This is a genomic window from Agromyces sp. NPDC056523, from assembly GCF_042794545.1.
Classification (GTDB): domain Bacteria; phylum Actinomycetota; class Actinomycetes; order Actinomycetales; family Microbacteriaceae; genus Agromyces.
Map to the genome: position 1 here is coordinate 1 of NZ_JBHTTM010000002.1, position 24,574 is coordinate 24,574.

At 72.3% G+C, this 24,574-nt stretch carries 25 protein-coding genes, 1 tRNA gene and 1 rRNA gene; 23 read left to right on the forward strand and 4 right to left on the reverse strand.

Going from position 1 to position 24,574, the window contains the following annotated elements; all coding sequences use genetic code 11:
* The first annotated feature begins 124 nt into the window (after positions 1-124).
* The 18 genes from rrf (at position 125) to ACFQ58_RS07015 (ending at position 17,132) form a co-directional block, all read left to right on the forward strand.
* A 5S ribosomal RNA gene (gene rrf, locus ACFQ58_RS06930) occupies positions 125-241 on the forward strand.
* 935 nt (positions 242-1,176) lie between these two features.
* Positions 1,177-2,007, forward strand: a complete 831-nt coding sequence (locus ACFQ58_RS06935; RefSeq protein ID WP_376950351.1) for a hypothetical protein — start codon at positions 1,177-1,179, stop codon at positions 2,005-2,007.
* Entirely contained in the window at positions 2,007-3,038 is a 1,032-nt protein-coding gene (locus ACFQ58_RS06940; protein ID WP_376950352.1) for an HAD-IIA family hydrolase, read from the forward strand. Before ACFQ58_RS06935 ends, ACFQ58_RS06940 begins: the two co-directional genes overlap by 1 nt.
* A gap of 62 nt (positions 3,039-3,100) precedes the next feature.
* A complete protein-coding gene (locus ACFQ58_RS06945; protein ID WP_376950353.1) occupies positions 3,101-3,289 on the forward strand; it encodes a hypothetical protein in 189 nt (62 codons plus the stop codon).
* Complete coding sequence (locus ACFQ58_RS06950; RefSeq protein WP_376950354.1) at positions 3,286-4,101, forward strand: TlyA family RNA methyltransferase; 816 nt, start codon at positions 3,286-3,288, stop codon at positions 4,099-4,101. Before ACFQ58_RS06945 ends, ACFQ58_RS06950 begins: the two co-directional genes overlap by 4 nt.
* Positions 4,056-5,012, forward strand: a complete 957-nt coding sequence (locus tag ACFQ58_RS06955; protein WP_376950355.1) for an NAD kinase — start codon at positions 4,056-4,058, stop codon at positions 5,010-5,012. Before ACFQ58_RS06950 ends, ACFQ58_RS06955 begins: the two co-directional genes overlap by 46 nt.
* Positions 5,005-6,702 carry a DNA repair protein RecN gene (gene recN, locus ACFQ58_RS06960; RefSeq protein WP_376950356.1) on the forward strand — a complete coding sequence of 566 codons (1,698 nt, stop codon included), beginning with the start codon at positions 5,005-5,007 and terminating at the stop codon, positions 6,700-6,702. Before ACFQ58_RS06955 ends, recN begins: the two co-directional genes overlap by 8 nt.
* A 154-nt stretch (positions 6,703-6,856) precedes the next feature.
* On the forward strand, positions 6,857-8,515 hold the full coding sequence (locus tag ACFQ58_RS06965) for a CTP synthase (protein WP_376950357.1): 1,659 nt from the start codon (positions 6,857-6,859) through the stop codon (positions 8,513-8,515).
* On the forward strand, positions 8,508-9,155 hold the full coding sequence (locus ACFQ58_RS06970) for an NUDIX domain-containing protein (protein ID WP_376950358.1): 648 nt from the start codon (positions 8,508-8,510) through the stop codon (positions 9,153-9,155). Before ACFQ58_RS06965 ends, ACFQ58_RS06970 begins: the two co-directional genes overlap by 8 nt.
* Positions 9,152-10,057, forward strand: coding sequence for a site-specific tyrosine recombinase XerD (xerD, locus tag ACFQ58_RS06975; protein WP_376950359.1), 906 nt, complete (start codon positions 9,152-9,154; stop codon positions 10,055-10,057). Before ACFQ58_RS06970 ends, xerD begins: the two co-directional genes overlap by 4 nt.
* A gap of 57 nt (positions 10,058-10,114) precedes the next feature.
* A complete protein-coding gene (locus ACFQ58_RS06980) occupies positions 10,115-10,990 on the forward strand; it encodes a ParA family protein (RefSeq protein WP_376951098.1) in 876 nt (291 codons plus the stop codon).
* Positions 10,991-11,018: 28 nt separating this feature from the next.
* On the forward strand, positions 11,019-11,894 hold the full coding sequence (locus ACFQ58_RS06985) for a segregation and condensation protein A (RefSeq protein ID WP_376950360.1): 876 nt from the start codon (positions 11,019-11,021) through the stop codon (positions 11,892-11,894).
* Positions 11,884-12,558, forward strand: a complete 675-nt coding sequence (locus tag ACFQ58_RS06990) for an SMC-Scp complex subunit ScpB (protein WP_376950361.1) — start codon at positions 11,884-11,886, stop codon at positions 12,556-12,558. Before ACFQ58_RS06985 ends, ACFQ58_RS06990 begins: the two co-directional genes overlap by 11 nt.
* On the forward strand, positions 12,545-13,354 hold the full coding sequence (locus ACFQ58_RS06995) for a pseudouridine synthase (protein WP_376950362.1): 810 nt from the start codon (positions 12,545-12,547) through the stop codon (positions 13,352-13,354). The genes ACFQ58_RS06990 and ACFQ58_RS06995 overlap by 14 nt, the downstream gene beginning before the upstream one ends.
* A 1-nt stretch (position 13,355) precedes the next feature.
* On the forward strand, positions 13,356-14,438 hold the full coding sequence (locus ACFQ58_RS07000; RefSeq protein WP_376950363.1) for a prephenate dehydrogenase: 1,083 nt from the start codon (positions 13,356-13,358) through the stop codon (positions 14,436-14,438).
* Positions 14,435-15,133, forward strand: coding sequence for a (d)CMP kinase (cmk, locus tag ACFQ58_RS07005; RefSeq protein ID WP_376950364.1), 699 nt, complete (start codon positions 14,435-14,437; stop codon positions 15,131-15,133). Before ACFQ58_RS07000 ends, cmk begins: the two co-directional genes overlap by 4 nt.
* Before the next feature lie 215 nt (positions 15,134-15,348).
* Entirely contained in the window at positions 15,349-16,857 is a 1,509-nt protein-coding gene (gene der / locus ACFQ58_RS07010) for a ribosome biogenesis GTPase Der (RefSeq protein WP_376950365.1), read from the forward strand.
* A 38-nt stretch (positions 16,858-16,895) separates the two neighbouring features.
* Positions 16,896-17,132 carry a DUF167 domain-containing protein gene (locus tag ACFQ58_RS07015; RefSeq protein ID WP_376950366.1) on the forward strand — a complete coding sequence of 79 codons (237 nt, stop codon included), beginning with the start codon at positions 16,896-16,898 and terminating at the stop codon, positions 17,130-17,132.
* Here ACFQ58_RS07015 and ACFQ58_RS07020 read toward each other — a convergent pair.
* Positions 17,104-17,901 carry a YqjF family protein gene (locus ACFQ58_RS07020; protein WP_376950367.1) on the reverse strand — a complete coding sequence of 266 codons (798 nt, stop codon included), beginning with the start codon at positions 17,899-17,901 and terminating at the stop codon, positions 17,104-17,106. The genes ACFQ58_RS07015 and ACFQ58_RS07020 overlap by 29 nt on opposite strands.
* A gap of 83 nt (positions 17,902-17,984) precedes the next feature.
* Here ACFQ58_RS07020 and ACFQ58_RS07025 point away from each other — a divergent pair, with 83 nt between their 5' ends.
* Together ACFQ58_RS07025 and ACFQ58_RS07030 are read left to right on the forward strand one after the other, a co-directional pair.
* On the forward strand, positions 17,985-18,428 hold the full coding sequence (locus ACFQ58_RS07025; protein ID WP_376950368.1) for a nitroreductase/quinone reductase family protein: 444 nt from the start codon (positions 17,985-17,987) through the stop codon (positions 18,426-18,428).
* A gap of 29 nt (positions 18,429-18,457) precedes the next feature.
* Positions 18,458-19,414: a CHAD domain-containing protein gene (locus ACFQ58_RS07030; protein WP_376950369.1), complete on the forward strand. Its 957-nt coding sequence runs from the start codon at positions 18,458-18,460 to the stop codon at positions 19,412-19,414.
* Positions 19,415-19,442: 28 nt separating this feature from the next.
* On the opposite strand, the gene ACFQ58_RS07035 is transcribed toward ACFQ58_RS07030, so the two are convergent.
* Complete coding sequence (locus tag ACFQ58_RS07035) at positions 19,443-20,060, reverse strand: GNAT family N-acetyltransferase (RefSeq protein ID WP_376950370.1); 618 nt, start codon at positions 20,058-20,060, stop codon at positions 19,443-19,445.
* Between the two features lie 99 nt (positions 20,061-20,159).
* Between ACFQ58_RS07035 and ACFQ58_RS07040 the strand changes: the two genes are divergently transcribed.
* From ACFQ58_RS07040 to ACFQ58_RS07050, 3 genes are all read left to right on the forward strand, one after another.
* Positions 20,160-20,645: a MarR family winged helix-turn-helix transcriptional regulator gene (locus tag ACFQ58_RS07040; protein WP_376950371.1), complete on the forward strand. Its 486-nt coding sequence runs from the start codon at positions 20,160-20,162 to the stop codon at positions 20,643-20,645.
* The gene (locus tag ACFQ58_RS07045) at positions 20,642-21,298 is read left to right on the forward strand and encodes a hypothetical protein (RefSeq protein ID WP_376950372.1); all 657 of its coding nucleotides are present in this window, start codon (positions 20,642-20,644) and stop codon (positions 21,296-21,298) included. Before ACFQ58_RS07040 ends, ACFQ58_RS07045 begins: the two co-directional genes overlap by 4 nt.
* A 108-nt stretch (positions 21,299-21,406) precedes the next feature.
* A tRNA-Pro gene (locus tag ACFQ58_RS07050) sits at positions 21,407-21,483 on the forward strand.
* A 211-nt stretch (positions 21,484-21,694) separates the two neighbouring features.
* Here ACFQ58_RS07050 and ACFQ58_RS07055 read toward each other — a convergent pair.
* Together ACFQ58_RS07055 and ACFQ58_RS07060 are read right to left on the reverse strand one after the other, a co-directional pair.
* Positions 21,695-24,286 (reverse strand): PEP/pyruvate-binding domain-containing protein, encoded by a 2,592-nt coding sequence (locus tag ACFQ58_RS07055; RefSeq protein WP_376950373.1) that lies wholly within the window; start codon positions 24,284-24,286, stop codon positions 21,695-21,697.
* Between the two features lie 3 nt (positions 24,287-24,289).
* A complete protein-coding gene (locus ACFQ58_RS07060; RefSeq protein ID WP_376951100.1) occupies positions 24,290-24,514 on the reverse strand; it encodes a 2-oxo acid dehydrogenase subunit E2 in 225 nt (74 codons plus the stop codon).
* Positions 24,515-24,574: the final 60 nt, after the last annotated feature.

The window sequence follows — 24,574 nt, forward strand, 5'->3', positions numbered from 1 at the left end:
AACAGACGGAAACCCAACCACAACAGAACAGAGCAACACACCCACCACCCCGACCCACACGGGCGGGCCTGGTGGGCACCGAGACCACCAACCCCGAACCCCGTTCGGCCGTTGGTTCTAGAGTTTCGGCGGCCATAGCGCGAGGGAAACGCCCGGACACATTCCGAACCCGGAAGCTAAGACTCGCAGCGCCGATGGTACTGCAGGGGCGACCCTGTGGGAGAGTAGGACACCGCCGGACATTCATTGAGGAGTGGCCACCCGAGGACGGGTGGCCATTTCTCGTTAACGGGTTCGCCACGACGGCCCGACGGTACGGTTGAGTCCACGAGGACTCCCAGACGACACGACAGGAACACCGTGAGCGATTCGACGCAGGAGCCGACGGGCGAGGACCGCCCCAAGCGCAGCCAGGGAGCTCGGCGGGATGGCGACGGCAAAGCGCGCGGTGGAGCGCCGCGACGCGACGGTGAGCGGCGCGCGAGCGCGGACCGCGGCGCGTACGGGCGGTCCGATCGAGACCGTGGCACCGGTGATCGGAAGCCGTACGGCGGCGCATCTCGCGACGGCGAGCGGCGATCGTACGGCAGCGGCCCGCGCGACAGCGACCGCAAGCCCTACGGCGACCGTCCGCGCGACGGTGAGCGTCGATCGTACGGTGCGCCGAAGCGCGATGGTGAGCGGAAGCCGTACGGCGACCGGTCCCGCGATGGCGAGCGTCGGTCGTACGGTGCGCCGAAACGCGATGGTGAGCGGCCGTATGGCGACCGTCCCCGCGATGGTGAGCGGCGGCCGTATGGCGACCGGTCCCGCGACGGTGAGCGGAAGCCGTATGGCGACCGTCCCCGCGATGGTGAGCGGAAGCCGTATGGCGACCGTTCCCGCGACGGTGAGCGTCGGTCGTACGGTGCGCCGAAGCGCGAGGGCGAGCGGCGGCCGTATGGCGATCGTTCCCGCGATGGTGAGCGGAAGCCGTATGGCGACCGTTCCCGCGATGGTGAGCGGCGGCCGTATGGTGACCGTTCGCGCGATGGTGAGCGGAAGACCTACGGCCGTCCGCAGCGCGAGGGCGATCGACGGGGTCGCGACGCAGGTCGGGGAACCGAACGACCGCCGCGCATCGCCGGCCATGGCGCGGCCGACCTGCGGGTCCGTCCGCGGCACGACGACCCCGAGGTGCCCGAGCGCATCACCCCGCGCGACCTCGATTCGGCAGCGCGTTCCGAACTGAAGACGCTCTCCAAGGAGAACGCCGACTGGGTCGCGCGCCACCTCGTCGCCGCGGCCGAGGCCCTCGAAGACGACCCGCAGCTCGCGCATCGTCATGCGCTGTCTGCAGCGCGTCGGGCCGGCCGCATCGGCGTCGTCCGCGAGACGCTCGCGATCACCGCCTATGCGACCGGTGACTTCGCGCTCGCCCTGCGCGAGCTCCGGACGTACCGCCGCCTGACCGGTAGCGACGACCAGCTGCCGCTCATGGTCGACAGCGAGCGCGGTGTGGGCCGTGCCGATCGCGCGCTCGAGCTCGGCCGGTCCGTCGAGCGCTCGAGCCTGCCCGCGTCCGTCCAGGCCGCCCTGGCGATCGCGATGTCGGGCGCCCGGCTCGACCTCGGCCAGCCCGAGCTCGCGCTCGCGGAGCTCGAGGTGCCGCAACTGGATCCCGACCGTGCGTTCTCGTACAGTCCGGCGCTCTTCGCCGCGTATGCCGAGGTGCTCGAGGAGCTCGGTCGCGCTGACGAGGCCGGCCGGTGGCGCGGCCTCGCCGAGCGCGCGGAAGCCGCGCTTGAGGGAGCCCGGCCCGACTTCGTCGAGGTGTTCGAGCTGGAGGAGGACGACGCCCCGATCCAGCCGATCGCATCGGAGGTCGCTGAGATCGACGTCGTGCTCGTCGAGGCCGAGGGCGATCCCGCGGATGCGATCGAGCCCGAGGTGGCGGCGATCCTCGAGGAGACGGCGGGTCTCGACGACGCGCCCGCGCCGTCCGCCGACGGCGACGCCGAGCGCTGATGAGCCCGATCTTCGGTGCGCGAGGGCGCGCCTCGACGCCGCTCGACGGTGTCGACGCCGTGTTCGCGGACCTCGACGGAGTCGTCTACGCGGGCCCGCACGCCATCCCGCACGCGGTCGAGAGCCTGAACCGCGTGGCCGCCGATCGGCCGGTCGCGTACATCACCAACAACGCCTCCCGCAGCGACCAGCAGGTCGCGACCCACCTGACCTCACTCGGGCTGCGCGTGACGGCACGCGAGGTCGTCACCTCGCCGCAGGCCGCGATGCGGCTGCTCGCGGCATCCGTCGCCCCGGGCTCGCTCGTGCTGGTGGTGGGCGGGGACGGCATCGTGACCGAGCTCGAGCGCGGGGGCTACCGCGTCACCCGTTCCGCGGACGATGCGCCCGACGCGGTGATGCAGGGCTTCCACCCCGACGTCGGATGGCGCCAGCTCGCCGAGGCGGCATTCGCGCTCAACGCGCACGGCGGACCGGGCGAGCCGGGCGGCATCCCGTGGATCGCCACCAACATGGACTGGACGATCCCGGTCGAGCGCGGCATCGCGCCGGGCAACGGGACGCTCGTGTCGGCCGTGCACACGGCCGCGGGGCGATTCCCCGAGGTCGCGGGCAAGCCCGAGACGCCGATCTTCGACGAGGCACGTGACCGGTTCGGCGCGCAGCATCCGCTCATGGTGGGCGACCGCCTCGACACCGACATCCGAGGGGCCAACCGCGCCGGCATCGCCTCGGCCGTCGTGCTCACCGGCATCGACCGGGCCAAGCAGGTGCTGGCAGCGGATGTCGCGAGTCGCCCGAAGTTCATCCTGGGAGACCTGCGCGAACTGCACGGCCCGTATCCCGAGGCCCAGCGCAAGCGCGGCGCCGTGCACGTGGGTCGCGCGGCGGTGCGGGTCGACGGACGGACCGTCGTGATCGAACGCGACGGCGACGAGCCGCTCGACCTGCTGCGTGCGGCGTGCCTGGCGATCTGGGAGTGCGGCACCGCGATCCACTCCCTCGACGTGCCGGAACGGCTCTACCGCTGAGCCGAGCATCCGAGAAGGGCGCGTCCGCGGGCGATATCGGCGGCAGCCGGTACCGTGGAGTGGTGAGCACAGGAGACCTCGACGTGGACGACCCGGGTGAGATCACGACCGACCTGAGGGCGGCCGCGGCCGACGGGCTCGCGGCGATCGAGGCCGCACCGATCGAGCAGCGGGCAGCGGGGTACGACGGCCTGGCCGAGCAGCTCCGCGCCGAGCTCGAACGGTCGGATCCCGCCCGCGCCACGGGGTGACCGTGGCCGACCAGCGCCTCGACGCCGCGCTTGCGGCGCGCGGCCTCGCGCGATCGCGCACCCACGCCGCCTCGCTCATCGCCGACGGCCGCGTCACGGTCGACGGGCGTCCGGTCGTGAAGCCCTCGCATCGCGTGACCGAGGCCGCGGCGATCGAGGTCGCCGGGGCCGATCACTACGTCAGCCGTGCCGCGCACAAGCTCATCGCGGCGCTCGACGCGTTCGGCGTCGACCCGGTAGGGCGCGTCGTGCTCGATGCCGGGGCCTCCACCGGAGGCTTCACGCAGGTGCTGCTCGAGCGCGGCGCCCGCACGGTCCTCGCCGTCGACGTCGGGCACGGCCAGCTCGCCCCGCAGCTCGCCGGCGCCCCGGGGCTCGTGCTGGTCGAGGGCTGCAACGTCCGTCACCTCGATGCCGCCGGTCTCGCGCGCCTGAGCGGCGTCGACGAGCAGCCCACGCTCGTCGCCGCCGACCTGTCGTTCATCTCGCTGACCACCGTGCTCCCGGCGCTCCGGGCGACCGCGACGTCCGATGCCGAGTTCGTGCTGCTCGTCAAGCCGCAGTTCGAGCTCGGGCGCAGCGGCACGCGCGAGGGCGTCGTGCGCGACCCGGCGGCGCGAGCCGACGCGGTCATGAACGTGCTCTGGGCGGGCCACGACCTGGGACTGCGCGTGGCGGGCGTCCTGTCCTCCCCAATCGCGGGTACGCACGGGAATCGCGAGGCACTGGTCCTGCTCAGCGCGGGCCGGGGCGCCGATCCGTCAGAATGGTCGGGTCGGGTCCGAGAAGCGACGGGAGGCGTCACGGCGTGAGCGAAGCACGGCATTTCCTCGTGGTCTCCCACACCGGTCGCGCCGCCGCCCTCGAGGCGACGGCCGATGTCTGCGGCCAGCTCGTCGAGGCCGGTGCGGTGCCCGTCGTCGCGCACGAGCAGTGGCATGACGTGCTGACGGCGCTGCCCGAGCTCGAGAACGTCGTCAAGCGCTTCGAAGAGGTCCCGCCCCAGCACCTCGAGCTCGCAATCGTGCTCGGCGGCGACGGCACGATCCTCCGGGCCGCCGAGCTCACGCGCGAGCATCCCGTGCCGCTCCTCGGCGTGAACCTGGGGCACGTGGGCTTCCTCGCCGAGAGCGAGCGCGACGACCTCGGCTACACGGTGGGCCGCGCGCTCGCGCGCGACTACACGGTCGAAGAGCGCATGACGCTCTCGGTGCGCGCCAAGGTGGGTGACGAGGTCGTCTACGAGAGCTGGGCCCTCAACGAGGCCACCGTCGAGAAGGCCGAGCGCGAGCGCATGCTCGAAGTCGTCGTCGAGGTCGACCGTCGGCCGCTGTCGTCGTTCGGCTGCGACGGCATCGTCATGTCCACGCCCACCGGGTCGACCGCCTACTCCTTCTCCGCAGGCGGGCCGGTCGTGTGGCCCGCGGTCGAGGCGCTCCTGCTCGTGCCGCTGAGCGCGCACGCGCTGTTCGCGCGTCCGCTCGTCGTCGGGCCCGACTCCTCGCTCGCCATCGAGGTGCTGCAGCGCACCGAGGCGGCGGCGGTGATCTGGTGCGACGGGCGACGCATGTTCGAACTGCCTCCGGGCGCGCGAGTCATCGTGCGCCGCTCGCCGACCCCGGTGCGCCTCGCGCGCCTGCACCAGGCGCCGTTCACCGATCGGCTCGTGAACAAGTTCCAGCTGCCCGTCACGGGCTGGAGGGGGCCGGTCGCCGGTGATTGAGGAGCTCGGAATCCGCGACCTCGGCGTGATCGCCGAGGCGAGCCTGCCACTCGGTCCCGGCTTCACCGCCGTGACCGGTGAGACCGGCGCCGGCAAGACGATGGTCGTCACCGCGCTCGGGCTGCTGCTCGGAGCACGCGCCGACGCCGGCACCGTTCGCTCCGGGGCGAAGCAGGCCTGGGTCGAAGGCCGTTGGCTGCTCGACGACGTCGAGCCCGTCGCCGAACGCGTCGCCGACGCGGGCGGCGAGATCGACGGCGGCGAGCTGCTGCTCGGGCGGTCGGTCTCGACCGAGGGCCGCAGTCGTGCGATCGTCGGCGGCCGCAGCGCGCCCGTCGGGGTGCTCGCCGAGCTCGCCGACCACCTCGTCGTCGTGCACGGGCAGGCCGACCAGCAGCGACTGCGTTCCAGCACGGCGCAGCGCGAGGCGCTCGACCGGTTCGGCGGGGCCCAGCTGGCCGCTGCGTTGGGGGAGTACCGCACCGCCTACCGTGCCTGGCGCGCCGAGGCCGATGAACTCCGCCGGCTCCGCGAGCATCACGACGAGCGCGCTCGCGAGGCCGAGGAACTCCGGCTCGCTCTCGACGAGGTCGAGGCCGCCGACCCGCAGCCGGGCGAGGATGCCGCACTGCAGGAGCGCGCCGAGCGTCTGACCAACCTGGAAGACCTGCGGCTCGCGGCCGCGCAGGCGCGTGAGCTGATCTCGGCCGAGACGGCCGCCGACGACGCTCCCGACGCCATCACCCTGGTCGAGGCGGCGCGTCGGCACGTCGACCGCGTCGTCGCGCACGATCCGGCGCTCGCGCCGATCGCGGAGTCCGTCGCGGGCGCGGGATTCGCCCTCGCGGATGCCGCGGCCGAGCTCTCGAGCTACCTGGCCGGTCTCGACGCCGACGGCGCGGCCGAGCTCGAAGGCGTCCAGGAGCGGCTCGCCGTCATCGGGCAGCTCGTCCGGCGCCACGGAAGCCTCGACGACGCCCTCGCCTTCCGTCACGACGGCGGGCTCCGGCTCGTCGAGCTCGACGGCGACGACGACCGGATCGTCGAACTCGAGGCCGACGTCGAGCGGCTCGGCGCCGAGGTCGCCGAGCTCGCCGACCGACTGAGCGGGCTCCGCGCCACAGCAGCGGAGCGCCTCGCGCGCGAGGTGACCGCAGAGCTCGCCGTCCTCGCGATGCCCGACGCCGAGCTCACGGTCCTCGTCGAACGGGCGGCCGAGCCCGGATCCCATGGACAGGATCACGTGGGCATCCTGCTGCGTCCGCATCCCGGCGCCGAGCCGCGCCCGGTCTCCAAGGGCGCCTCCGGCGGCGAGCTCTCACGCGTCATGCTCGCGATCGAGGTCGTCATCGCCGGCGCCGACCCCGTGCCCACCTTCGTGTTCGACGAGGTCGACGCCGGCGTCGGCGGCGCGGCCGCGATCGAGATCGGGCGCCGGCTCGCGCGGCTCGCCGAACGTTCGCAGGTCATCGTCGTCACGCACCTCGCCCAGGTCGCTGCGTTCGCGTCGAACCACCTGAGCGTCGTGAAGGGCACCGATGGCCGGGTCACGGCGTCCAGCGTCCGGCAGCTCACGGGCGCCGACCGCGAGGCCGAGATGGCGCGCCTGCTCTCAGGGCTCGCCGACTCCGAGAGCGGACTCGCGCACGCCCGCGAACTGCTCGAGATCGCCGACTCCGCGGCGGCATGACCGCCGTCCGACCTGCGCGGCCCCGCGACATCCGCTCGGCCGTTCGACATGCCCGCCGAGTGTCGGGGTGTTCCCAGCCGAGAGTCGGATAGACTACAAGCCCGTGGTGGATGATCGCGGAGCTCACATTTCGAACACTGAACTGACCAACGGCGTGACCAAGCACATCTTCGTGACTGGTGGCGTCGTTTCCTCGTTGGGCAAGGGGCTCACGGCGGCCAGCCTGGGCAACCTCCTCACGGCCCGGGGCCTGCGGGTGGTGATGCAGAAGCTCGACCCGTACCTCAACGTCGACCCCGGCACGATGAACCCGTTCCAGCACGGCGAGGTCTTCGTCACCGACGACGGCGCCGAGACCGACCTCGACATCGGCCACTACGAGCGGTTTCTCGACATCAACCTGTCGCAGGCCGCGAACGTCACGACCGGCCAGATCTACTCCACCGTCATCGCCAAGGAGCGTCGCGGCGAGTACCTCGGCGACACGGTCCAGGTCATCCCGCACATCACCGACGAGATCAAGCGCCGCATGCGGCTGCAGGCCTCCGAGTCGCCCAAGCCCGACGTGATCATCACCGAGATCGGCGGCACCGTCGGTGACATCGAGTCGCAGCCCTTCATCGAGTCGGCCCGCCAGGTGCGCCACGAGCTCGGCCGCAAGAACGTCTTCTTCGTGCACGTCTCGCTCGTGCCGTACATGGGTGCGTCGGGCGAGCAGAAGACGAAGCCGACGCAGCACTCCGTCGCCGCGCTCCGCTCCATCGGCATCCAGCCCGACGCGCTCGTGCTGCGCAGCGATCGTCCGGTGACGGACGCGAACAAGCGCAAGATCGCGCTCATGTGCGACGTCGACGAGGCCGCCGTCGTGAACGCGGTCGACGTGCCGTCGATCTACGACATCCCCACGATGCTGCACGACCAGGGCCTCGACGCCTACCTCATCGAGGCGCTCGGTCTCGACGCCAAGGCGAGCGACGTCGACTGGTCGGGATGGTCCGACCTGCTCCGCGTCGTCCACGAGCCCAAGCACGAGGTGACCATCGGGCTCGTCGGCAAGTACATCGACCTGCCCGACGCCTACCTCTCGGTCACCGAGGCGCTTCGCGCCGGCGGCTTCGCCAACGACACCAAAGTCAACATCGAGTGGATCGCCTCCGACGAGGCCCGCACGCCCGAGGGGGCGAAGGAGAAGCTCGCGCACCTCGACGGCATCCTGGTGCCCGGCGGCTTCGGCGTCCGCGGCATCGAGGGCAAGCTCGGCGCGCTGCACTTCGCGCGCGAGAACGGCATCCCGACGCTCGGCCTCTGCCTCGGCCTGCAGTGCATGGTCATCGAGTACTCCCGCAACGTCGTCGGGCTGCCCGGCGCCTCCTCGAGCGAGTTCGATCCCGACACCGAGTTCCCCGTCATCGCGACCATGGAGGAGCAGGTCGAGATCATCGCGGGCGGCGACCTCGGCGGCACCATGCGCCTCGGCCTCTACCCGGCCAGGCTCGACGAGGGCTCGATCGTCGCCGAGCTGTACGGCGAGACCGAGGTCTCCGAGCGCCACCGGCACCGCTACGAGGTCAACAACGCGTATCGCGACCGCATCGCCGAGGCCGGCCTGGTCTTCTCGGGCATGTCGCCGAGCCGGCACCTCGTCGAGTTCGTCGAGCTGCCGCGCGACGTGCACCCGTTCTACGTCGCCACGCAGGCGCACCCCGAGCTGCGCAGCCGTCCGAACGACGCGCACCCGTTGTTCCGGGGCCTCGTCGGCGCGGCGCTCGAACGCCAGCAGGCGAGCCTGCTCTTCGACGTGAGCAATGCCTGACGGGCGTGAGCCGGTCGACGAGTACGTCGACCTGCCCGTCGCCGAACGGGAGACGGTCTTCGAGGGCCGGATCTGGGACGTGCGCCGCGACACGCTCGGCTACGGCGACCAGGGCGCACGCATCGTACGCGAGTACGTCGACCACCCCGGCGCCGTCGCGGTGCTCGTGCTCGACGATGACGACCGGGTCCTGCTGATCAAGCAGTACCGCCACCCGGTCCGCGCCCGCGACTGGGAGATCCCCGCCGGCCTGCTCGACGTCGCGCACGAATCGCCGCTCGAGGCGGCGAAGCGCGAACTGGCCGAAGAGGCCGACCTGGTCGCATCCGACTGGTCGGTGCTCGCCGACTACTTCACGACGCCCGGCGGCAGCAGAGAGGCGATCCGCATCTACCTCGCGCGCGGACTCGCCGACGCCCCCGAGGTGCATGCCCGCGTCGACGAGGAGGCCGACATGGAGGTGCGGTGGGTTCCGCTCGACGCGTGCGTCGACGCCGTGCTCGAGCGTCGCGTCGGCAACCCGTCGCTCACCATCGGCGCGCTGGCCGCGCACGTCGCACGCGGGCGCGGCTGGCCGGACCTCGCGCCCGCCGACGCGCCGTGGCCGGCGCATCCGTCGCAGAGGCCGGCCGCCGGGTGAGCTCGCGCGCGGTCGACGACTACCTGCGGCACCTCACCGTGGAACGAGGCCTCGCGCGCAACACCCTCGCCTCGTACCGACGAGACCTCGCCATGTACGAGGCATGGCTCGAACGGGAGGCGATCGGCGGCCCGGAACGCGTGAGCGAGGCCGACCTCTCGGCGTTCGCCCGGTACCTCGGCGCCGAACGCGAACCCGCGCTCGCCGTGTCATCCGTCGCCCGAGTGCTCTCGTCGGTGCGCGGCCTGCACCGATTCCTGGCCGAGGAGGGTCGCACCGCGACCGATCCGGCGAGAAACCTGCGCCCGCCGAAGCTGCCCATGCGGCTCCCGAAGGCCATCCCGGTCGAGCAGGTCGCGGCGATCATCGAGGCGGCCGGGATCGGCGAGGAGGTCGTAGCGCTCCGCGACGTCGCGCTGCTCGAACTGCTCTACGCGACCGGCGCGCGGGTCTCCGAGGCGACCGCGCTGAACGTTGACGACCTCGTCGACGACGAGGTGGTGCGGCTGTTCGGCAAGGGCGGAAAGCAGCGCATCGTGCCGGTCGGCAGTTACGCGCGCCGGGCCCTCGACGCCTACCTCGTGCGATCGCGTCCGGTGCTCTCCGTGCGGGGGAGTGCGACGCCCGCGCTGTTCCTCGGCGTCCGAGGGCGACGGATGTCGCGCCAGGCCGTCTGGCAGGTGCTGCAGGATGCCGCCGAGCGCGCCGGCGTCGCGGCATCCGTGTCACCCCACACCCTGCGGCACTCGTTCGCGACCCACCTGCTCTCGGGCGGCGCCGACGTGCGCGTCGTGCAGGAGCTGCTCGGACACGCGTCGGTCGCGACGACCCAGATCTACACGCTGGTCACAGCCGATACACTCCGCGAGATGTACACGGCCGCACACCCCCGCGCTCGCTAGAATCGACCAAGCCATCGCAGCCGACGACCGGAGAGAGACCGAACCGTGACCCACGAGATGCACGACCCGGCGGACGGCACCGCCACGCTGGAGTCGGATCTCGGTCCCACCGGTCGTCCCGCGCGCGAGTTCCCCGAACCGCCCGAGCTGCGCTCGCACGGCCCCGCCCGCATCATCGCGCTGTGCAACCAGAAGGGCGGCGTCGGCAAGACCACGACGACCATCAACCTCGGCGCGGCGCTCGCCGACTACGGTCGCCGGGTGCTCGCGGTCGACTTCGACCCGCAGGGCGCGCTCTCGGCGGGGCTCGGCGTGCAGACGCACGACGTGCCGACGATCTACGACCTCCTGCTCTCGCGCAGCGTCACCCCGGCAGACGCGATCCAGTCGACCGCGGTGCCGAACCTCGACGTGATCCCGGCGAACATCGACCTGTCGGCCGCCGAGGTGCACCTCGTCACCGAGGTGGCTCGCGAGCAGATCCTCGGCAGCGTGCTGCGCAAGGTCTCCGGTGACTACGACGTGATCCTCATCGACTGCCAGCCGTCGCTCGGGCTCCTGACCGTGAACGCCCTCACCGCGAGCCACGGCGTGGTGATCCCGCTCGAGTGCGAGTACTTCGCGCTGCGCGGCGTGGCCCTGCTGATCGAGACGATCGACAAGGTGCGCGACCGGCTCAACCCGGCGATCACGCTCGACGGCATCCTCGCGACGATGTACGACGCGCGCACGCTGCATTCGCGCGAGGTCCTCGAGCGCGTGGTCGACGCGTTCGGCGAGCAGGTGCTCGAGACGGTCATCACGCGCACCGTGAAGTTCCCCGATGCCACGGTGGCCGCGACGCCCATCACCGAGTTCGCGCCCGACCACCCGGCGTCGCGGGCGTATCGGCAGCTCGCCAGGGAGCTGGTCGACCGTGGCGCGGTCGCCTGAGCCGAGGGCGGCGGCAGGGGGCCATCCGATGGCCGACGAGACCGATGACCTGAGCGTTCCGATCGACGCACCAGGGCAGGGAGCGGATGGTGCGGCGGCCGAGCCCGACTCCGATGCCGGTCCCGAGTTCCGCGTCGCGCTCTCGAACTTCGAGGGCCCGTTCGACCTGCTGCTCTCGCTGATCACCAAGCACGAGCTCGACATCACCGAGGTGTCGCTCTCGGCCGTGACCGACGACTTCATCTCGTACCTGCGCGGCATCGAGACGAACGAGGACCTCGACCGCGCGAGCGAGTTCCTCGTCGTCGCGGCGACCCTGCTCGACCTGAAGGTGGCGGGTCTGCTGCCGCAGGGCGAGCTCGTCGACGCCGAGGATGTCGCGCTGCTCGAGGCCCGGGACCTGCTGTTCGCACGGCTGCTGCAGTACCGCGCGTTCAAGGAGGCTGCACGCTGGTTCGGCGGCCGCATCGAGGCCGAGTCCGCGCGACACGCTCGCACGGTCCGCCTCGAGGAGCGGTTCCGCCAGCGGGTCCCGGAGCTGCGCTGGACGCTCGACGCCGAGGACTTCGGCGCGCTCGCGCTGCTGGCCCTGACGCCGCGCGAGATCCCGGTCGTCGGCCTCGATCACCTGCATGCGCCGCTCGTGTCCATCCGCGAGCAGGCGGCGCACGTGGTCGCAGTGCTCCGCCGGGGCGACCCCGTCACGTTCCGCCAGCTCATCGCGGGCGTCGACCGGACGGGTATCGTCGTGGCGCGGTTCCTCGCGGTGCTCGAGCTGTACCGCCATTCCGCGATCGGATTCGAGCAACTCGAGCCGCTCGGCGAGCTGACCCTGCGGTGGGCCGCGAACGAGCACTGGTCCGACGACAGCCTCGAGAGCCTGGGAGCCGACTATGACGAGTGAGACGGATGCCGCGGTGGAGCCGGAGGTGTCGGTCGCCACGCCGCTCGACGTGCCCGGGCAGCCGCGACTCGACCTCGACCGCGCGCTCGAGGCGCTGCTCTTCGTCGCCGACGAGCCGCAGAGCCTCGTGCACCTCGCGGCGGCCGTCGCCCGGCCCATCGCCGAGGTGAAGGCCGCGATCGCGCGACTGCGGGCGGACTACGACGGCGGCGCGCCCTCGGGTGAGCCGCGCACCGATGCGGGCGAGCAGTCGGCGGCCGGAGGCATCCGCCGGGCCTTCGAACTGCGCGAGGTCGGCGGCGGCTGGCGGTTCTACGCGCGCGAGGAGTACGACGCGCTCATCACGAGCGCGGTGCTCGCCCAGACCTCGACCAGGCTGTCGCAGCCGGCACTCGAGACGCTCGCCGTGATCACGTACAAGCAGCCGATCTCGCGGTCGTCGATCGCGTCGATCCGCGCGGTGAACGTCGACTCGGTCGTGCGCACGCTGCTCGGCCGCGGCTTGATCACCGAGGTCGACACCGACGAGGAGACCGGCGCGATCCTCTACGGCACGACGGACCTGCTGCTGACCAACCTCGGCATCGCGTCGCTCGACGACCTGCCGCCGATCTCGCCGCTGCTCGACGGCGGCCAGGAGGGATTCGAACGTGACCACCTCTGATGCGCCCGAGGGCCCCGGCGGCCCCACGGGCGACCTGCCCGCGGGCGTCCGCCTGCAGAAGGCGCTCGCGGCAGCGGGTGTCGCCAGCCGCCGCGTCGCGGAGGACCTCATCGTCGCGGGCCGCGTCGAGGTGAACGGCCGCGTCGTGACCGAGCTCGGCACGCGCATCGACCCGGTGGCCGACAAGGTCGCAGTCGACGGCACCGCGGTGCAGCTTGACCAGGACAAGCGCTACTTCATGCTGAACAAGCCGCGCGGCGTGGTCTCGTCCATGCGCGACGAGCAGGACCGGCCCGACCTGCGCCGGTTCACCGACGACCTCGATGTCCGCGTGTTCAACGTCGGCCGGCTCGACGGCGACACGAGCGGCCTGCTGCTCCTCACGAACGACGGCGAGCTGGCGCACGTGCTCGCCCACCCGTCGTTCGGCGTCGAGAAGACGTACATCGCGAAGGTGCGAGGGCGGATGACGCCGCAGACGCTCCAGCAGCTCAAGCGCGGCGTCGAGCTCGAGGACGGCCCCATCCGCGTCGATCGCGCGAAGATCCTGCAGGCGCAGGGCGACTCCGGCCACACGATGGTCGAGGTCACGCTGCACTCGGGGCGCAACCGCATCGTGCGCCGCATGCTCGACGCGGTCGGCCACCCCGTGGTCGAACTGGTGCGCCGCCAGTTCGGCCCCCTGCACCTCGGCACGCTCAGGTCCGGTGCCGTGCGCGAGTTGTCTAAGATCGAACTCGGCCAGCTCCTGACCATCGCCCGGGCGGCGGACGCCGGCCGGAAGGGAACGCGCTGACGTGGTCGAATCACGGCTCATCGGGCCGGTCCGCGTCGTCGGTGCCGGCCTGCTCGGCACGAGCGTCGCGCTCGGCCTGCGGGCACGCGGCATCGACGTGATCCTCGCCGACGCGTCGCCCACGCACGTCGCGATCGCGGTCGACCTCGGCGCCGGCCGCGCGGCGCAGCCCGGCGACGCGCCCCAGCTCATCGTGGTGGCCGTGCCGCCGGATGTCACGGCCCGCGTCATCGCCGAGGAGCTCGCCGCGTTCCCCGATGCCATCGTCACCGACGTCGCGAGCGTCAAGGCCGGGATCCTCGCCGAGCTCGTCGAGGCGGGCGCCGAAGTCTCCCGGTACATCGGCTCCCACCCGCTCGCGGGCCGCGAACGCGGCGGGCCGCTCGCGGCACGAGCCGACCTCTTCGCGGGCCGGCCGTGGGTCGTGGCCGCGCACGACGAGATCAGCTACCAGCGCGCGAGCGCGATCGACGACCTCATCCTCGACCTCGGTGCGACGCTCGTCGAGATGACCCCCGAGGAGCACGACCGCGGCGTCGCGCTCATCTCGCACGTGCCGCAGGTGGTCGCGAGCATCATGGCCCGCCGCTTCATCGACGCGCCGAGCGCCGCGCTGGGGCTGGCCGGCCAGGGCGTTCGGGATGTCACGCGCATCGCGGCGAGCGACCCCGACCTGTGGGTGCAGATCCTCGGCGCCAACGCGACGCCCGTCCGCGACATCCTGCTCGCCTACCGGGAGGACCTCGACCGGTTCATCGGCGCGCTCGCCGATCCGGCCGCGCCGGGCGCACGGCGCCGCGTCGCCGAGGAGCTCACGGGCGGCAACACGGGCGTCGAGCGGCTGCCCGGCAAGCACGGCACCGACAAGCGCTTCACGACCGTCATCGTGATGGTCGACGACCGCCCGGGCCAGCTCGCGCGCCTGCTCGCCGAGGTCGGCGAGATCGGCGTGAACCTCGAGGACCTCCGCCTCGAGCACTCGCCCGGCCGCCAGGTCGGGCTCGCCGAGATCGCCGTGCTGCCCGAGGCGGCCGACCGACTCACCACCGAGCTGGCCGAACGCGGCTGGCGGATCGCAGGATGATGCAGCACGAATCCCACCCCATCGCGTACCCGTTCGTCGTGGCCGTCGACGGCCCCGCCGGCAGCGGCAAGTCGAGCGTCTCGAAGGAGGCCGCCCGCCGGCTCGGCTGGGGCTTCCTCGACACCGGCGCCGCCTATCGGGCGCTCGCCTGGCACGCGGCCGCCTCGCACGTCGACACCGACGACGCGGCATCCGTCATCGCCTCGCTCGACTCGTTCGAGTACCGGATCGGCACCGACCCGTACGGCTACGCCGTGCACGTCGGCGACGTGAACGTCACCGAGGCTATCCGCACGCCGTCGGTCACGGCGATCGTGAGCGCGGTCGCGCGCGTGCCCGAGGTGCGCGCCCACCTCATCGAGGTGTTCCGCGCGATCATCGCGGCCGAGCGGCGCGAGGGCATCGTCGTCGAGGGCCGTGACATCACGACCGTCGTGGCGCCCGAGGCGCCGGTTCGCATCCTCCTGACCGCCTCCGAGGAGGCGCGGATGGCGCGGCGCTCGCGTGAGCTCGTCGGCCATTCCGCCGAGACGACAGGGGCGCAGCTCCAGGCCCGCGACCGCGCCGACTCGAAGGTCGTCGACTTCATGAACGCCGCCGAGGGCGTCACCACCGTGGACTCGACCGAACTCGACTTCGACCAGACCGTGCGGGCGGTCCTCGATGTCATCCGCGATAGGAGGGCGCGCGGATAGCCGGCGCCGTCGCGAGGATGCGCCGTGGTGGAGACGGGCAAGGCGGAGGAGGAGAGCCTCACTGGAGGTGAGGCCGACGCCGACAACGCAGCCCGTCACCACCACGGCACACCGCAGTAGGTGCCGGCTGTCCGTGCTCCCTCTAAGGTTCGTGCTGGTTGAATAGACAGGTTGTGCACTCGCGTGCGCGACCCCGAGACCTTCCAGGAGACGCCATGACCGACCGCGACGACGAGTACGACGCGACCGACGACGACCTGGCCGAGCGCCTCGCCGGCGTCGACGAGGACCTCGCCGAACAGCGCGCCGCCGCCCTGCGCTCCGGCCTCGAGGACTACGAGCTCGACGACGAGGACCTGGGCCTGCTCGAGCTCTCCGAGGAGGGTGAGGAGGGCATCCGCTACCTGCCTGCCCTTCCGGTCATCGCGATCGTCGGGCGCCCGAACGTCGGCAAGTCCGCCCTCGTGAACCGCATCCTCGGTCGGCGCGAGGCCGTCGTCGAGGACACGCCCGGCGTCACGCGCGACCGCGTGTCGTACAAGGGCGAGTGGCTCGACCGTCGGTTCACGCTCGTCGACACCGGCGGGTGGGAGCCCGACGCGCGCGGCATCGACGCGTCGGTGGCCGCCCAGGCCGAGGTCGCCATCGACCTCTCCGACGTGGTGCTGTTCGTCGTCGACGCGACCGTCGGCGCGACGGCGACCGACGAGCACGTCGTGCGGTTGCTCCGCAAGACGAAGAAGCCCGTGTTCCTGGTCGCGAACAAGGTCGACGATGCGCGCCAGGAGCCCGAGGCCGCAGCGCTCTGGAACCTCGGACTGGGGGAGCCCCACCCGGTCTCCGCGCTGCACGGGCGCGGCGTCGCCGACCTGCTCGACGAGGTCTTCAAGGTCCTCCCGCAGGTCTCCGCGGTGGCGAAGGAGGAGTTCGGCGGCCCGCGTCGCGTTGCGATCCTCGGCCGTCCGAACGTGGGCAAGTCCAGCCTGCTGAACAAGGCCGCTCGCGAGGAGCGGGTGGTCGTGAACGAGCTCGCGGGCACCACGCGCGACCCCGTCGACGAGCAGATCGAGCTCGGCGGCAAGGTGTGGCGCTTCGTCGACACCGCCGGCATCCGTCGTCGCGTGCACCTGCAGCAGGGTGCCGACTTCTACGCGTCGCTGCGCACGCAGGCGGCCCTCGAGAAGGCCGAGGTCGCGGTCGTGCTGCTGGATGTCTCGCAGCCGATCTCCGAGCAGGACGTGCGCATCATCGACCTCGTGCTCGAGTCGGGCCGAGCGCTCGTGCTCGCGTACAACAAGTGGGACCTGCTCGACGACGACCGCCGCCGCTACCTCGAGCGCGAGATCGAGCAGGACCTGCACCACGTGGCGTGGGCGCCCCGCGTGAACATCTCGGCGAAGACGGGCCGCCACCTCGAGAAGCTCGTCCCAGCCCTCGAGACCGCCCTCGACTCGTGGGACACCCGCATCCCCACGGGCAAGTTCAACGCCTTTCTCACCGAGCTCGTGCAGGCGCACCCGCACCCGCTGCGCGGGGGCAAGCAGCCGCGCATCCTGTTCGGCACGCAGGCCTCCACGCGCCCGCCGACGTTCGTGCTGTTCACGACCGGGTTCCTCGACCCGGGCTACCGCCGGTTCATCCAGCGGCGCCTGCGCGAGATCTACGGCTTCGTCGGCACGCCGATCGTCACCAACATGCGGGTTCGAGAGCGCCGGCAGCGCTAGCCGACGGTGAAGCGGATGTCGCGGGCGAGGTTCGGCCGATGGAGCTGACCGTGCGCGTCAAGCCGGGCAGCCGCCGCGGCCCGCTCGTCGAGGCGACGCCTGACGACCCGGCCTCGTCGCTGACGGTGCACGTGCGCGAGCGGGCGGTCGACGGTGCGGCGAACGCGGGCGTCGTCGCGGCGCTGGCCGCGCACTTCGACGTGCCGCGGCGCGACGTGGAGATCATCCGTGGACACACGGCGCGGATCAAGCGCGTGCGGGTCGGCGGATCCTGATCGTCGGGAGCGCCCAGCTGCGCGCCTCGAGCGGCCGCGGCCGGCTGAACGCCGTGCGCACCCCCGACGAGGCGAGCACCGAGTCGGGCAGGCGACCGGCGAGCTCCGGGAAGCCGGATGACGCGAGCAGCTCGTCGTCGAGGTGGAGCAGCTCCGCCCGGAGGAGCGGCCAGGGCGCGTGCGTGTTCCGCGCCCACATCGTCCGCCCGAGATGCTGCTCGTGGTATCCCCAGCGGGCGGTGAGGAACGCCGCCAGCTCGGCGTCGGGGGCGTCCCTCGGCACGGGCGCGCCGATGCGGGCCCGGATGCGCGTCGACGGTCCGCGGAATCCGTGCCGGCGGCTTCGGAACTCGAGTTCGAGGCCCGCGGCATCCGCTCGCCTCGTGACGCTCGCCCGGGCCCAGTGGTAGGGCAGTCCGAAGGCGACTCGCGCCGCGACGACCGGGAGAAGCCGGCCCGCCTCGAGCGTGCGGAAGACGACGCCACGACGCCCCAGATGGTCGCGTGCGTAGAGCCGCACGTTGACCTCGACGAAGGTGCCGAGCCGGTGCAGCGCCGGCAGCGGCGGGAAGCGCGTGTCCGAGAGCACGAACGGGATGAGGCCCACCCACGTCGCACCGTCGATCACGTCGGGTCGGGTGCCCTTCGGCAGGTAGGGCGTGACCCGCTCGGGGTCGACGCGCCAGTGCAGGAACACGACGTCGCGCCAGTGCTGCTCGACGAGGACCCGGCCGGGCAGCGGCGGCGCGATCGTCGGGGGTGCGTCCACGGCCCCATCCTGCACTGCCGAGCGGTCCCACGGCGAGGACGTGCCGCGGGGTGCGCGCCTCTGGGCAGGAATAGGCTCGACGTATGGCCTCGCGTGGCGGGATCCTGGGCGATCGGACGATCGCGGCGCTCTCCCGGTTCCACCGATGGGTGCTCCGCGTCACCCGCGGGCGGGTCGGTTGGCGCATCGGGGGCATGCCGACCGTGCGACTGCACACGACCGGACGGCATTCGGGCCTGCCGCGCACGACGATGCTCTCGGCACCCATCCTGGAGCCCGAGCGCGTCGTCCTCGTGGCCTCGAACGGTGGCTCGGACCGCCATCCGGCGTGGTACCTCAACCTCGTCGCGTTCCCGGACGCCGCGCTCGACCTGCGCGACGGGACGCGTCAGGTGCGGGTGCGGACGGCGAGCCCGGAGGAGAAGGCGGTGCTCTGGCCCCGGATCGTCGCCGCGTTCCCCGGATACGCGCGCTACCAGCATCGCACCCGACGCGATATCCCGGTGGTGATCTGCGAGCCGCGGTGAGGCCGCGCGTCCGGCCGTAGCATGGGCGCATGGTGGACGCCGAGCCCGAGCCCGTCGCATCCGTCGCCTCGGATGCCGACGCCGGCACGGCCGCGGTCGCGGCGCTGCGCGCGATCGGCGAGCGGATGGCGCAGCTCGAGCCCGAGGCCATGGCCGACGAACCCGACGCGGTCCACCAGCTGCGCACGAACGTCCGACGGCTTCGCAGCCTCCTCGCGGCCTTCAGACCGCTCTTCGATCCCTCCGCGGCGGTCGCCCTGCGCCGGCGGTACGGCGAGTACGGGCGTGAGCTCGGCACGGTGCGGGACATCGAGGTGCGCATCCAGGTCGCCGAGCGCACGCTCGAGGTCGCGTCCGAGCACGACCCGCAGCGCGATGTCGTCGCCGAGCCCGAGCAGGCGGCCGAGGTGCGGCAGCGCCTCATCGACGACGAGATGGATGCGCACCGGCTCGCGCACGCACGGTTCGTCGAGCGGCAGGCGATGCCGCGCGCTGAGGCGCGCCGGGAACTGCTCGCCGCGTTCCTCGCCTCGCCGACCTTCACGCCCCTCGCGTCGAACGACGCGAAGCCGGTGCTCGGCGACCTCATCGAACATGAGGCGCGGCGGGCATTGAAGCGCGTCGACCGGCTCGGGAAGCACCGGCAGCCCGAGGCGCTGCACGAGGTGCGGAAGGCCGGGCGTCGACTGCGCTACGCGGCCGAGGCGGTCGTCGACGAGCCGCTCGCGTTGTTCGGCGATCGCGCGACGTGGCTCGCGGAGGCGGGGGAGTCGCTGCACGACGTGCTGGGCGATCACCGCGACGAGGTGCTGTTCGCCGAGCACGTGCGTCGCGCCGGGGCGCATGCCGCGCACGCGGGTGAGCCGTCGGCGGCGTTCGAGGCGGTGGCGGCAGCGGCCGACGACCGGGCTCGGTCTCGCCTGAAGGACCTGGACGACGCCATCGACGAGTTGCGCGACGCCGTCGACGCGTGGCGGAAGCGCTGACCCGCTCGATTCAGTCGCCTCGGTCGCCTCAGTCGTCGACCTCGAGCTGCATCACCGCTCGGTGGGGCTTGGGCCGCGCGACCTCGTGGAACCCGGCGGCCAGGTACATCGAGACCGTGCCGGGGAACAGGTCGGCCGCGGGTGGCTTCGTCTCTCGCGCGGCGGGATCAACGGCATAGGCCTCGAGCACGCGCGCGCCGTGGTCGCGGGCGTAGTCGGCCGCGGCACGGGCGAGCGCGCCCGCGACACCGCGGCGCCGGAACGCGCGCGGGATCACGAAGCACGACACCGACCAGACGCCGGCGTCGTCGAAGTCGTCGTCGGGTGATGCTGAGCCGACCGGACTGTGCGCGAGCCGGGAGAGCGCCGGGCGCGGTTCGACCGCGCACCAGCCGACGGGCGTGTCGCCATCGTAGGCCAGCAATCCGGGGCCGGGAGTCGGCTCGGCCAGCTGGGCGGCGAGCCGCTCGCGCAGCTCGTCGCGCCCGGCCGCCTGGAAGTCGGCGCGGCCCAGCTTGTACCACTGGCACCAGCACCCGGCGGGGTCGCCCCGAGTGCCGAACACCGACTCGACATCGGCGAAGGGCGCCTCGCCCGCCGGGATGATCCGCAGCGCCGTCGGAGCGGCGGTCGTTTCGTTCGCCATACGCCGACGTTACCGCCGGGGTGCGACATCCGGGCCGAATGGCGCCACGCGTGAGTGGCACTGTCGTGAATGAAGGTAACGATGAAGTATCATCAGAATATGACGCCTGAACCGAACGTGCTCGATCGACTCCTCGAGATCAGCGAGCTGTTCCAGCGCGACCTGGCCCGCGAATTCGCCGGCACCTCGCTCTCCGCCGCGCGCACCCGCGTGCTGTGGGACCTCGCGCATGAGGGGCCCTCGACGCAGCAGGCGCTCGCGCGCCGCCTCGAGGTGAGCCCGCGCAACATCACCGGCCTCGTCGACGCCCTCGAGGCGGCGGGCTACGTCGCCCGCGCCCCGCACCCGACCGATCGCCGCGCGGTCCTGGTCTCGCTCACGCCGTCAGCGGCCCGACTCATGCGCGAGATGCAGCGCGACCACGAGGAGCTCTCCCAGACGCTGCTCGACGCGGTCGCGCCATCCGACCGCGAGGCGTTCGTGCGGGGCGCCGAGGCGATCGCAGCCCGGCTCGGCGAGCTCGTCGCCGCCGCGGAGACGGGCCGCGCGACCGCGCACCGCACGGCGGAGGGCGAGCCGGCATGAGCCTCGACCTGCGCGAGCGAGCCGCGCCATCCGTCGCCCGCCGGCTCGGCGCCTTCCTGCTCCGGGCGCTTCGCGTCGAGCTGAGGATCTACGCGAACATCGGACGATTCGTCGCCCGCCGGCCCGCGATCGCCCCCGGCGCGGCGGGCTTCGGCTACCACCGCCCGGTGCTGACCATCCTTTGGATCTTCATCGTGCTCTCCGCGATCGAGATCCCGATCCTCGACCTCATCGTCCATCGCTGGCCGGCCGTGCGCATCGCCGTGCTCGCGCTCGGCATCTGGGGGCTCACCTGGATGCTCGGCCTGCTGTTCGGCTACCTCATGCGCCCGCACACCGTCGGCCCCGACGGCATCCGAGTGCGCGAAGGGCTCGAGACCGACATCCTGCTCTCGTGGGACGACATCGCCTCCGTCGCCCGCGAGCGTCGGGTCGATGAGCCCAAGACCGCGAAGGTCACCGAGAAGGATGGCGCGCGCACGCTGTCGCTGCGCATGCAGGACGAGACCGTCATCCGGATCGAGCTCGAGCGGCCGACCCCCGTGCGACTGCCCGGCACCGCGCCGAAGGGCGGCGAGCAGCTCGTCGACGACGTGCGGATCTGGGTCGACGATCCCACCGGCTTCATGGCGGCGGTGCGCACGCACATCTGATCCGGTTGTCTGCTGGGCGACGGATGCCGCGCGGCGGGTGCGTGCACGAGGGCCGCCGCGGATGCCGCTATGATGGTCGAGTTGCCTTCGGCGGGAACGTGGAAGCAACGGGATGTGGCGCAGCTTGGTAGCGCACCTGACTGGGGGTCAGGGGGTCGCAGGTTCAAATCCTGTCATCCCGACCATGTGATGTGTCGGGACATCGTTCACGGATGTCTGGGGTCATCGTTGACATGAAGCCCTTCCTTCGGGAGGGGCTTCTGTCGTTTCTCAGGGCGATTCAGGTGGTTCCCTCCATCGCTGATAGCGGAGTCTCGGCGATCGCGGGGTTGCAGGGAGTCCCGATCTCGAGGCAGTGTGGCGCTCGACCACTCCGGCCGACTCCGTCACCTTGGACTAGGCATCGGGAAGGGTCACCACGCCGCTGGCTCCGTCGACGGTCACCTCGGCGCCGGTAGTGATGGCCTCCGTCGCGCGCGGCACCCCGACGACCGCGGGGATGCCGTACTCGCGCGCGACGACGGCGCCGTGGCTGTTGGCGCCGCCCATCTCCATCACGAGCCCCCCGGCGGTGAGGAACAGCGGCGTCCAGCCCGGATCGGTGGAGGGTGCCACCAGGATCTCGCCCGGTTCCAAGTGGGCTCCCACCGGGTCCAAGATGACGCGCGCCGGCGCCGTGACGGTCCCGGCCGACGCCGGCGTTCCGTGAAGCGCCCCCGCATCGGTCGCGGCCGAGGGTGAAGCGACCGCCTCGGGTTCCGTCCCGTCGGAGAGCAGGACCCGCGGAACGTGCCGTCGCCGCAACTCGCCGTCGTACCGTTCCCTTCGCTCACTGACGATCGTGCGCAGGTCGGCCCCCGCGGCGGCGCGCTTCACCTCGTCGAAGTCGAGGAAGAAGACGTCCTCGGGCTTCGCGATCCGGCCCGCATCGGCCAGCTCGGCCCCGATCTGCCGCATCGCCGCGCGCGCCCCGCTCATCGCCGTGATGATGAGGAACTTCGGCATCTCGCGCATCCCGACCAGCGCCCGCGCGCGTCGCAGGCAGAACCGCACGGCAGCAGCGCGAAGGCGCCCGCGCCGGAGGGCCCGGCGGTTCAGCGTGAGCATCATGGCCCTGGCGTCGCGCGCGCCATCCGCGAAATGCTGTTCGGGCGTCGTCGCGTCTGGGCCGAGGCGCAGGTACCCCGACAGCACGCCGAACAAGTGTGCCGGGTCTTCCGACCACCGCGGCATGCCGAAGTCGATCTCCGCGACGACCCGGTGACCGTAGCGGCCGAGGAAGTCCGTCATGGCGCGCTGCAGCACCGTGGGGAGGCTGCCGGCGCGGTAGGCGTCGGCGAGGTCGCGTGCGGTCTTCGTGCCCAGCGCGGCCGCCGAGTCGGCGTCGTCGCGTACGCGCACGGCGACGCGCCACAGGTCGAGATCCATCTGCGTGGTCACGTTGTTCGGCGCGCTGCGAAGGACCGTCTGCAGATCGCCCGGCTCGGTCGACCCGCGCAGCAGGCGTCCGGTGAGGCCGAGCATGCCGAAGCCGACCACCGCACCGGGCAGGCTGCGCGGTGCGAGCGGCATCGCGCGGAAGAGCAGGTCGGCGATGCCGTCGACGCGCGTCGCGACGTCCCCGCCCGCCGGGACGGCGGCCCCGCGGACCTCGTCCGCGAGCCGCCGCACGCGGCGTTGCGCGGCCTTCGGGCTGACGAGCGCCTGCCCGACGAGGAACGGCAGGCGAATCCGGGTGGCGAGTCGAAGCGCGGGCCCCGCGAACCGGCGCCGCGACCCCGGCAGCACCGAGAATCTCCGGTCGTCGAACAACCCTCGAAGCACGATGGCCGACCGCGCCTCCATCACGTCGAGGGCGCGGGGGAAGATCTCGCGACCCACGGCCGATCGGACGATCGGCGTGGCATCCACGAACATCCGGCCGCCGGCGACGGCGAACCCGCCCGGTCCGTCGACGGTGCGCTCTGATGGGCGACCGACGAGGTCCAGGAATCCCGAGCCGATCACCCGGAGCGCGGCGATGCCCATCGGCGTGATGGGCCGGTGGAGGCCCTGCGCGAGGGTGATGCAGAAGTAGACGCGGATCTCCCCGCTGGGCGGCGGCGCGGCGCGCATCAGGATCGGATACAGCGTCGTGATCGGCCGGGACTGCGTCAGCCACGCGTGTCCCTCGGCGTCGACAGCCCATTCGATGTCCTGCGGACTGCCGAACACGCGCTCCACGCGGTCGCCGAGCGCGGTCAGCACTCGCACCTGTTCGTCCGTCAGACTCGGCGCCCCACGGTCGGCCGCGCCGCCGAGCCGCCGGTCGAGGATCCGCCCGGTTCCGGTGTCGACGACGAAGTGGTCGGGGTCCACGGCGCCGGACACCACGGCATCGCCGAGGCCGCGCGCGGCGTCGAGGACGGCCTGACGTCGCCGCCCCGTCACCGGGTCGGCGGTGAACAGCACGCCCGCCGACTGCGCGTCCACCATTCGCTGCACGACCACGGCCAGCGCGACGCCGGCGCCGTCGATCCGATGGGCGGCGCGGTAGGCGACCGCCCGGTCGTTCCAGAGCGACGCCCAGCAGCGCTGCACCGCAGCGAGCACGTCGTCGATGCCGGCGACGCCGAGGTAGGTGTCCTGCTGGCCGGCGAAGCTCGCGCCCGGCAGGTCCTCGGCGGTGGCCGACGACCGCACCGCGACCGGCCCGTCGGCGCCTGCCTCCAACCGCGCGTAGGCCTCGCGCACGGCGTCGGCCACGGATTCGGGCATCGGTGCACCGAGCACGACCGCGCGCGCCGCCGCCGCATCCGTGATCGTTCCGGCCTCGACCGTCGTTCCCCGGACCGCCCGTCGGTAGGCCTCCGTCGTGATGCAGAAGCCGGACGGCACATCGAAGCCGCCTCGGATCAGCTCGCCGAGATTCGCGGCCTTGCCGCCGACCGCTCCGATGTCGCCGGACGACAGCTGCGCGAGATCGAGGATGAGCGGGTCGTCGACCATCTGCTATCCCACTCCCTCGTCACTCACTGCGACCGTCGGTGCCTCCTCCACGGGCAGCCCGTGGCCGCTCTCGATCAATTCCTTGAGCCGCGTCGTGAAGCGGGCGGCGGGCGCGGTATCCACCATGTCGTGGTCGATGCTGACCGTGAGGTTGAGGGTGTCTCGCGTGAGCACCCGGCCATGGACGTCCTCCCTCTGGCCGATCCCGCCGACCGTGATCCAGCAGATCGACGGCGACGACGGCGGGACGCCCCATCCGGGTAGACGCCCGCAGCCGCGACGACCGCC

What these genes read in the sequence shown, in the direction of transcription:
- ACFQ58_RS07045 (WP_376950372.1), top strand. Translation starts at nt 20,642, where the DNA reads ATGAGCCTCGACCTGCGCGAGCGAGCCGCGCCATCCGTCGCCCGCCGG.
- ACFQ58_RS07055 (WP_376950373.1), bottom strand. Translation starts at nt 24,286, where the DNA reads ATGGTCGACGACCCGCTCATCCTCGATCTCGCGCAGCTGTCGTCCGGC.
- ACFQ58_RS06970 (WP_376950358.1), top strand. Translation starts at nt 8,508, where the DNA reads ATGCCTGACGGGCGTGAGCCGGTCGACGAGTACGTCGACCTGCCCGTC.
- ACFQ58_RS06990 (WP_376950361.1), top strand. Translation starts at nt 11,884, where the DNA reads ATGACGAGTGAGACGGATGCCGCGGTGGAGCCGGAGGTGTCGGTCGCC.
- ACFQ58_RS07025 (WP_376950368.1), top strand. Translation starts at nt 17,985, where the DNA reads ATGGCCTCGCGTGGCGGGATCCTGGGCGATCGGACGATCGCGGCGCTC.
- der (WP_376950365.1), top strand. Translation starts at nt 15,349, where the DNA reads ATGACCGACCGCGACGACGAGTACGACGCGACCGACGACGACCTGGCC.
- ACFQ58_RS07015 (WP_376950366.1), top strand. Translation starts at nt 16,896, where the DNA reads ATGGAGCTGACCGTGCGCGTCAAGCCGGGCAGCCGCCGCGGCCCGCTC.
- ACFQ58_RS07030 (WP_376950369.1), top strand. Translation starts at nt 18,458, where the DNA reads ATGGTGGACGCCGAGCCCGAGCCCGTCGCATCCGTCGCCTCGGATGCC.
- ACFQ58_RS06980 (WP_376951098.1), top strand. Translation starts at nt 10,115, where the DNA reads ATGCACGACCCGGCGGACGGCACCGCCACGCTGGAGTCGGATCTCGGT.
- ACFQ58_RS06985 (WP_376950360.1), top strand. Translation starts at nt 11,019, where the DNA reads ATGGCCGACGAGACCGATGACCTGAGCGTTCCGATCGACGCACCAGGG.
- ACFQ58_RS07040 (WP_376950371.1), top strand. Translation starts at nt 20,160, where the DNA reads ATGACGCCTGAACCGAACGTGCTCGATCGACTCCTCGAGATCAGCGAG.
- ACFQ58_RS07035 (WP_376950370.1), bottom strand. Translation starts at nt 20,060, where the DNA reads ATGGCGAACGAAACGACCGCCGCTCCGACGGCGCTGCGGATCATCCCG.
- ACFQ58_RS06940 (WP_376950352.1), top strand. Translation starts at nt 2,007, where the DNA reads ATGAGCCCGATCTTCGGTGCGCGAGGGCGCGCCTCGACGCCGCTCGAC.
- ACFQ58_RS06955 (WP_376950355.1), top strand. Translation starts at nt 4,056, where the DNA reads ATGGTCGGGTCGGGTCCGAGAAGCGACGGGAGGCGTCACGGCGTGAGC.
- cmk (WP_376950364.1), top strand. Translation starts at nt 14,435, where the DNA reads ATGATGCAGCACGAATCCCACCCCATCGCGTACCCGTTCGTCGTGGCC.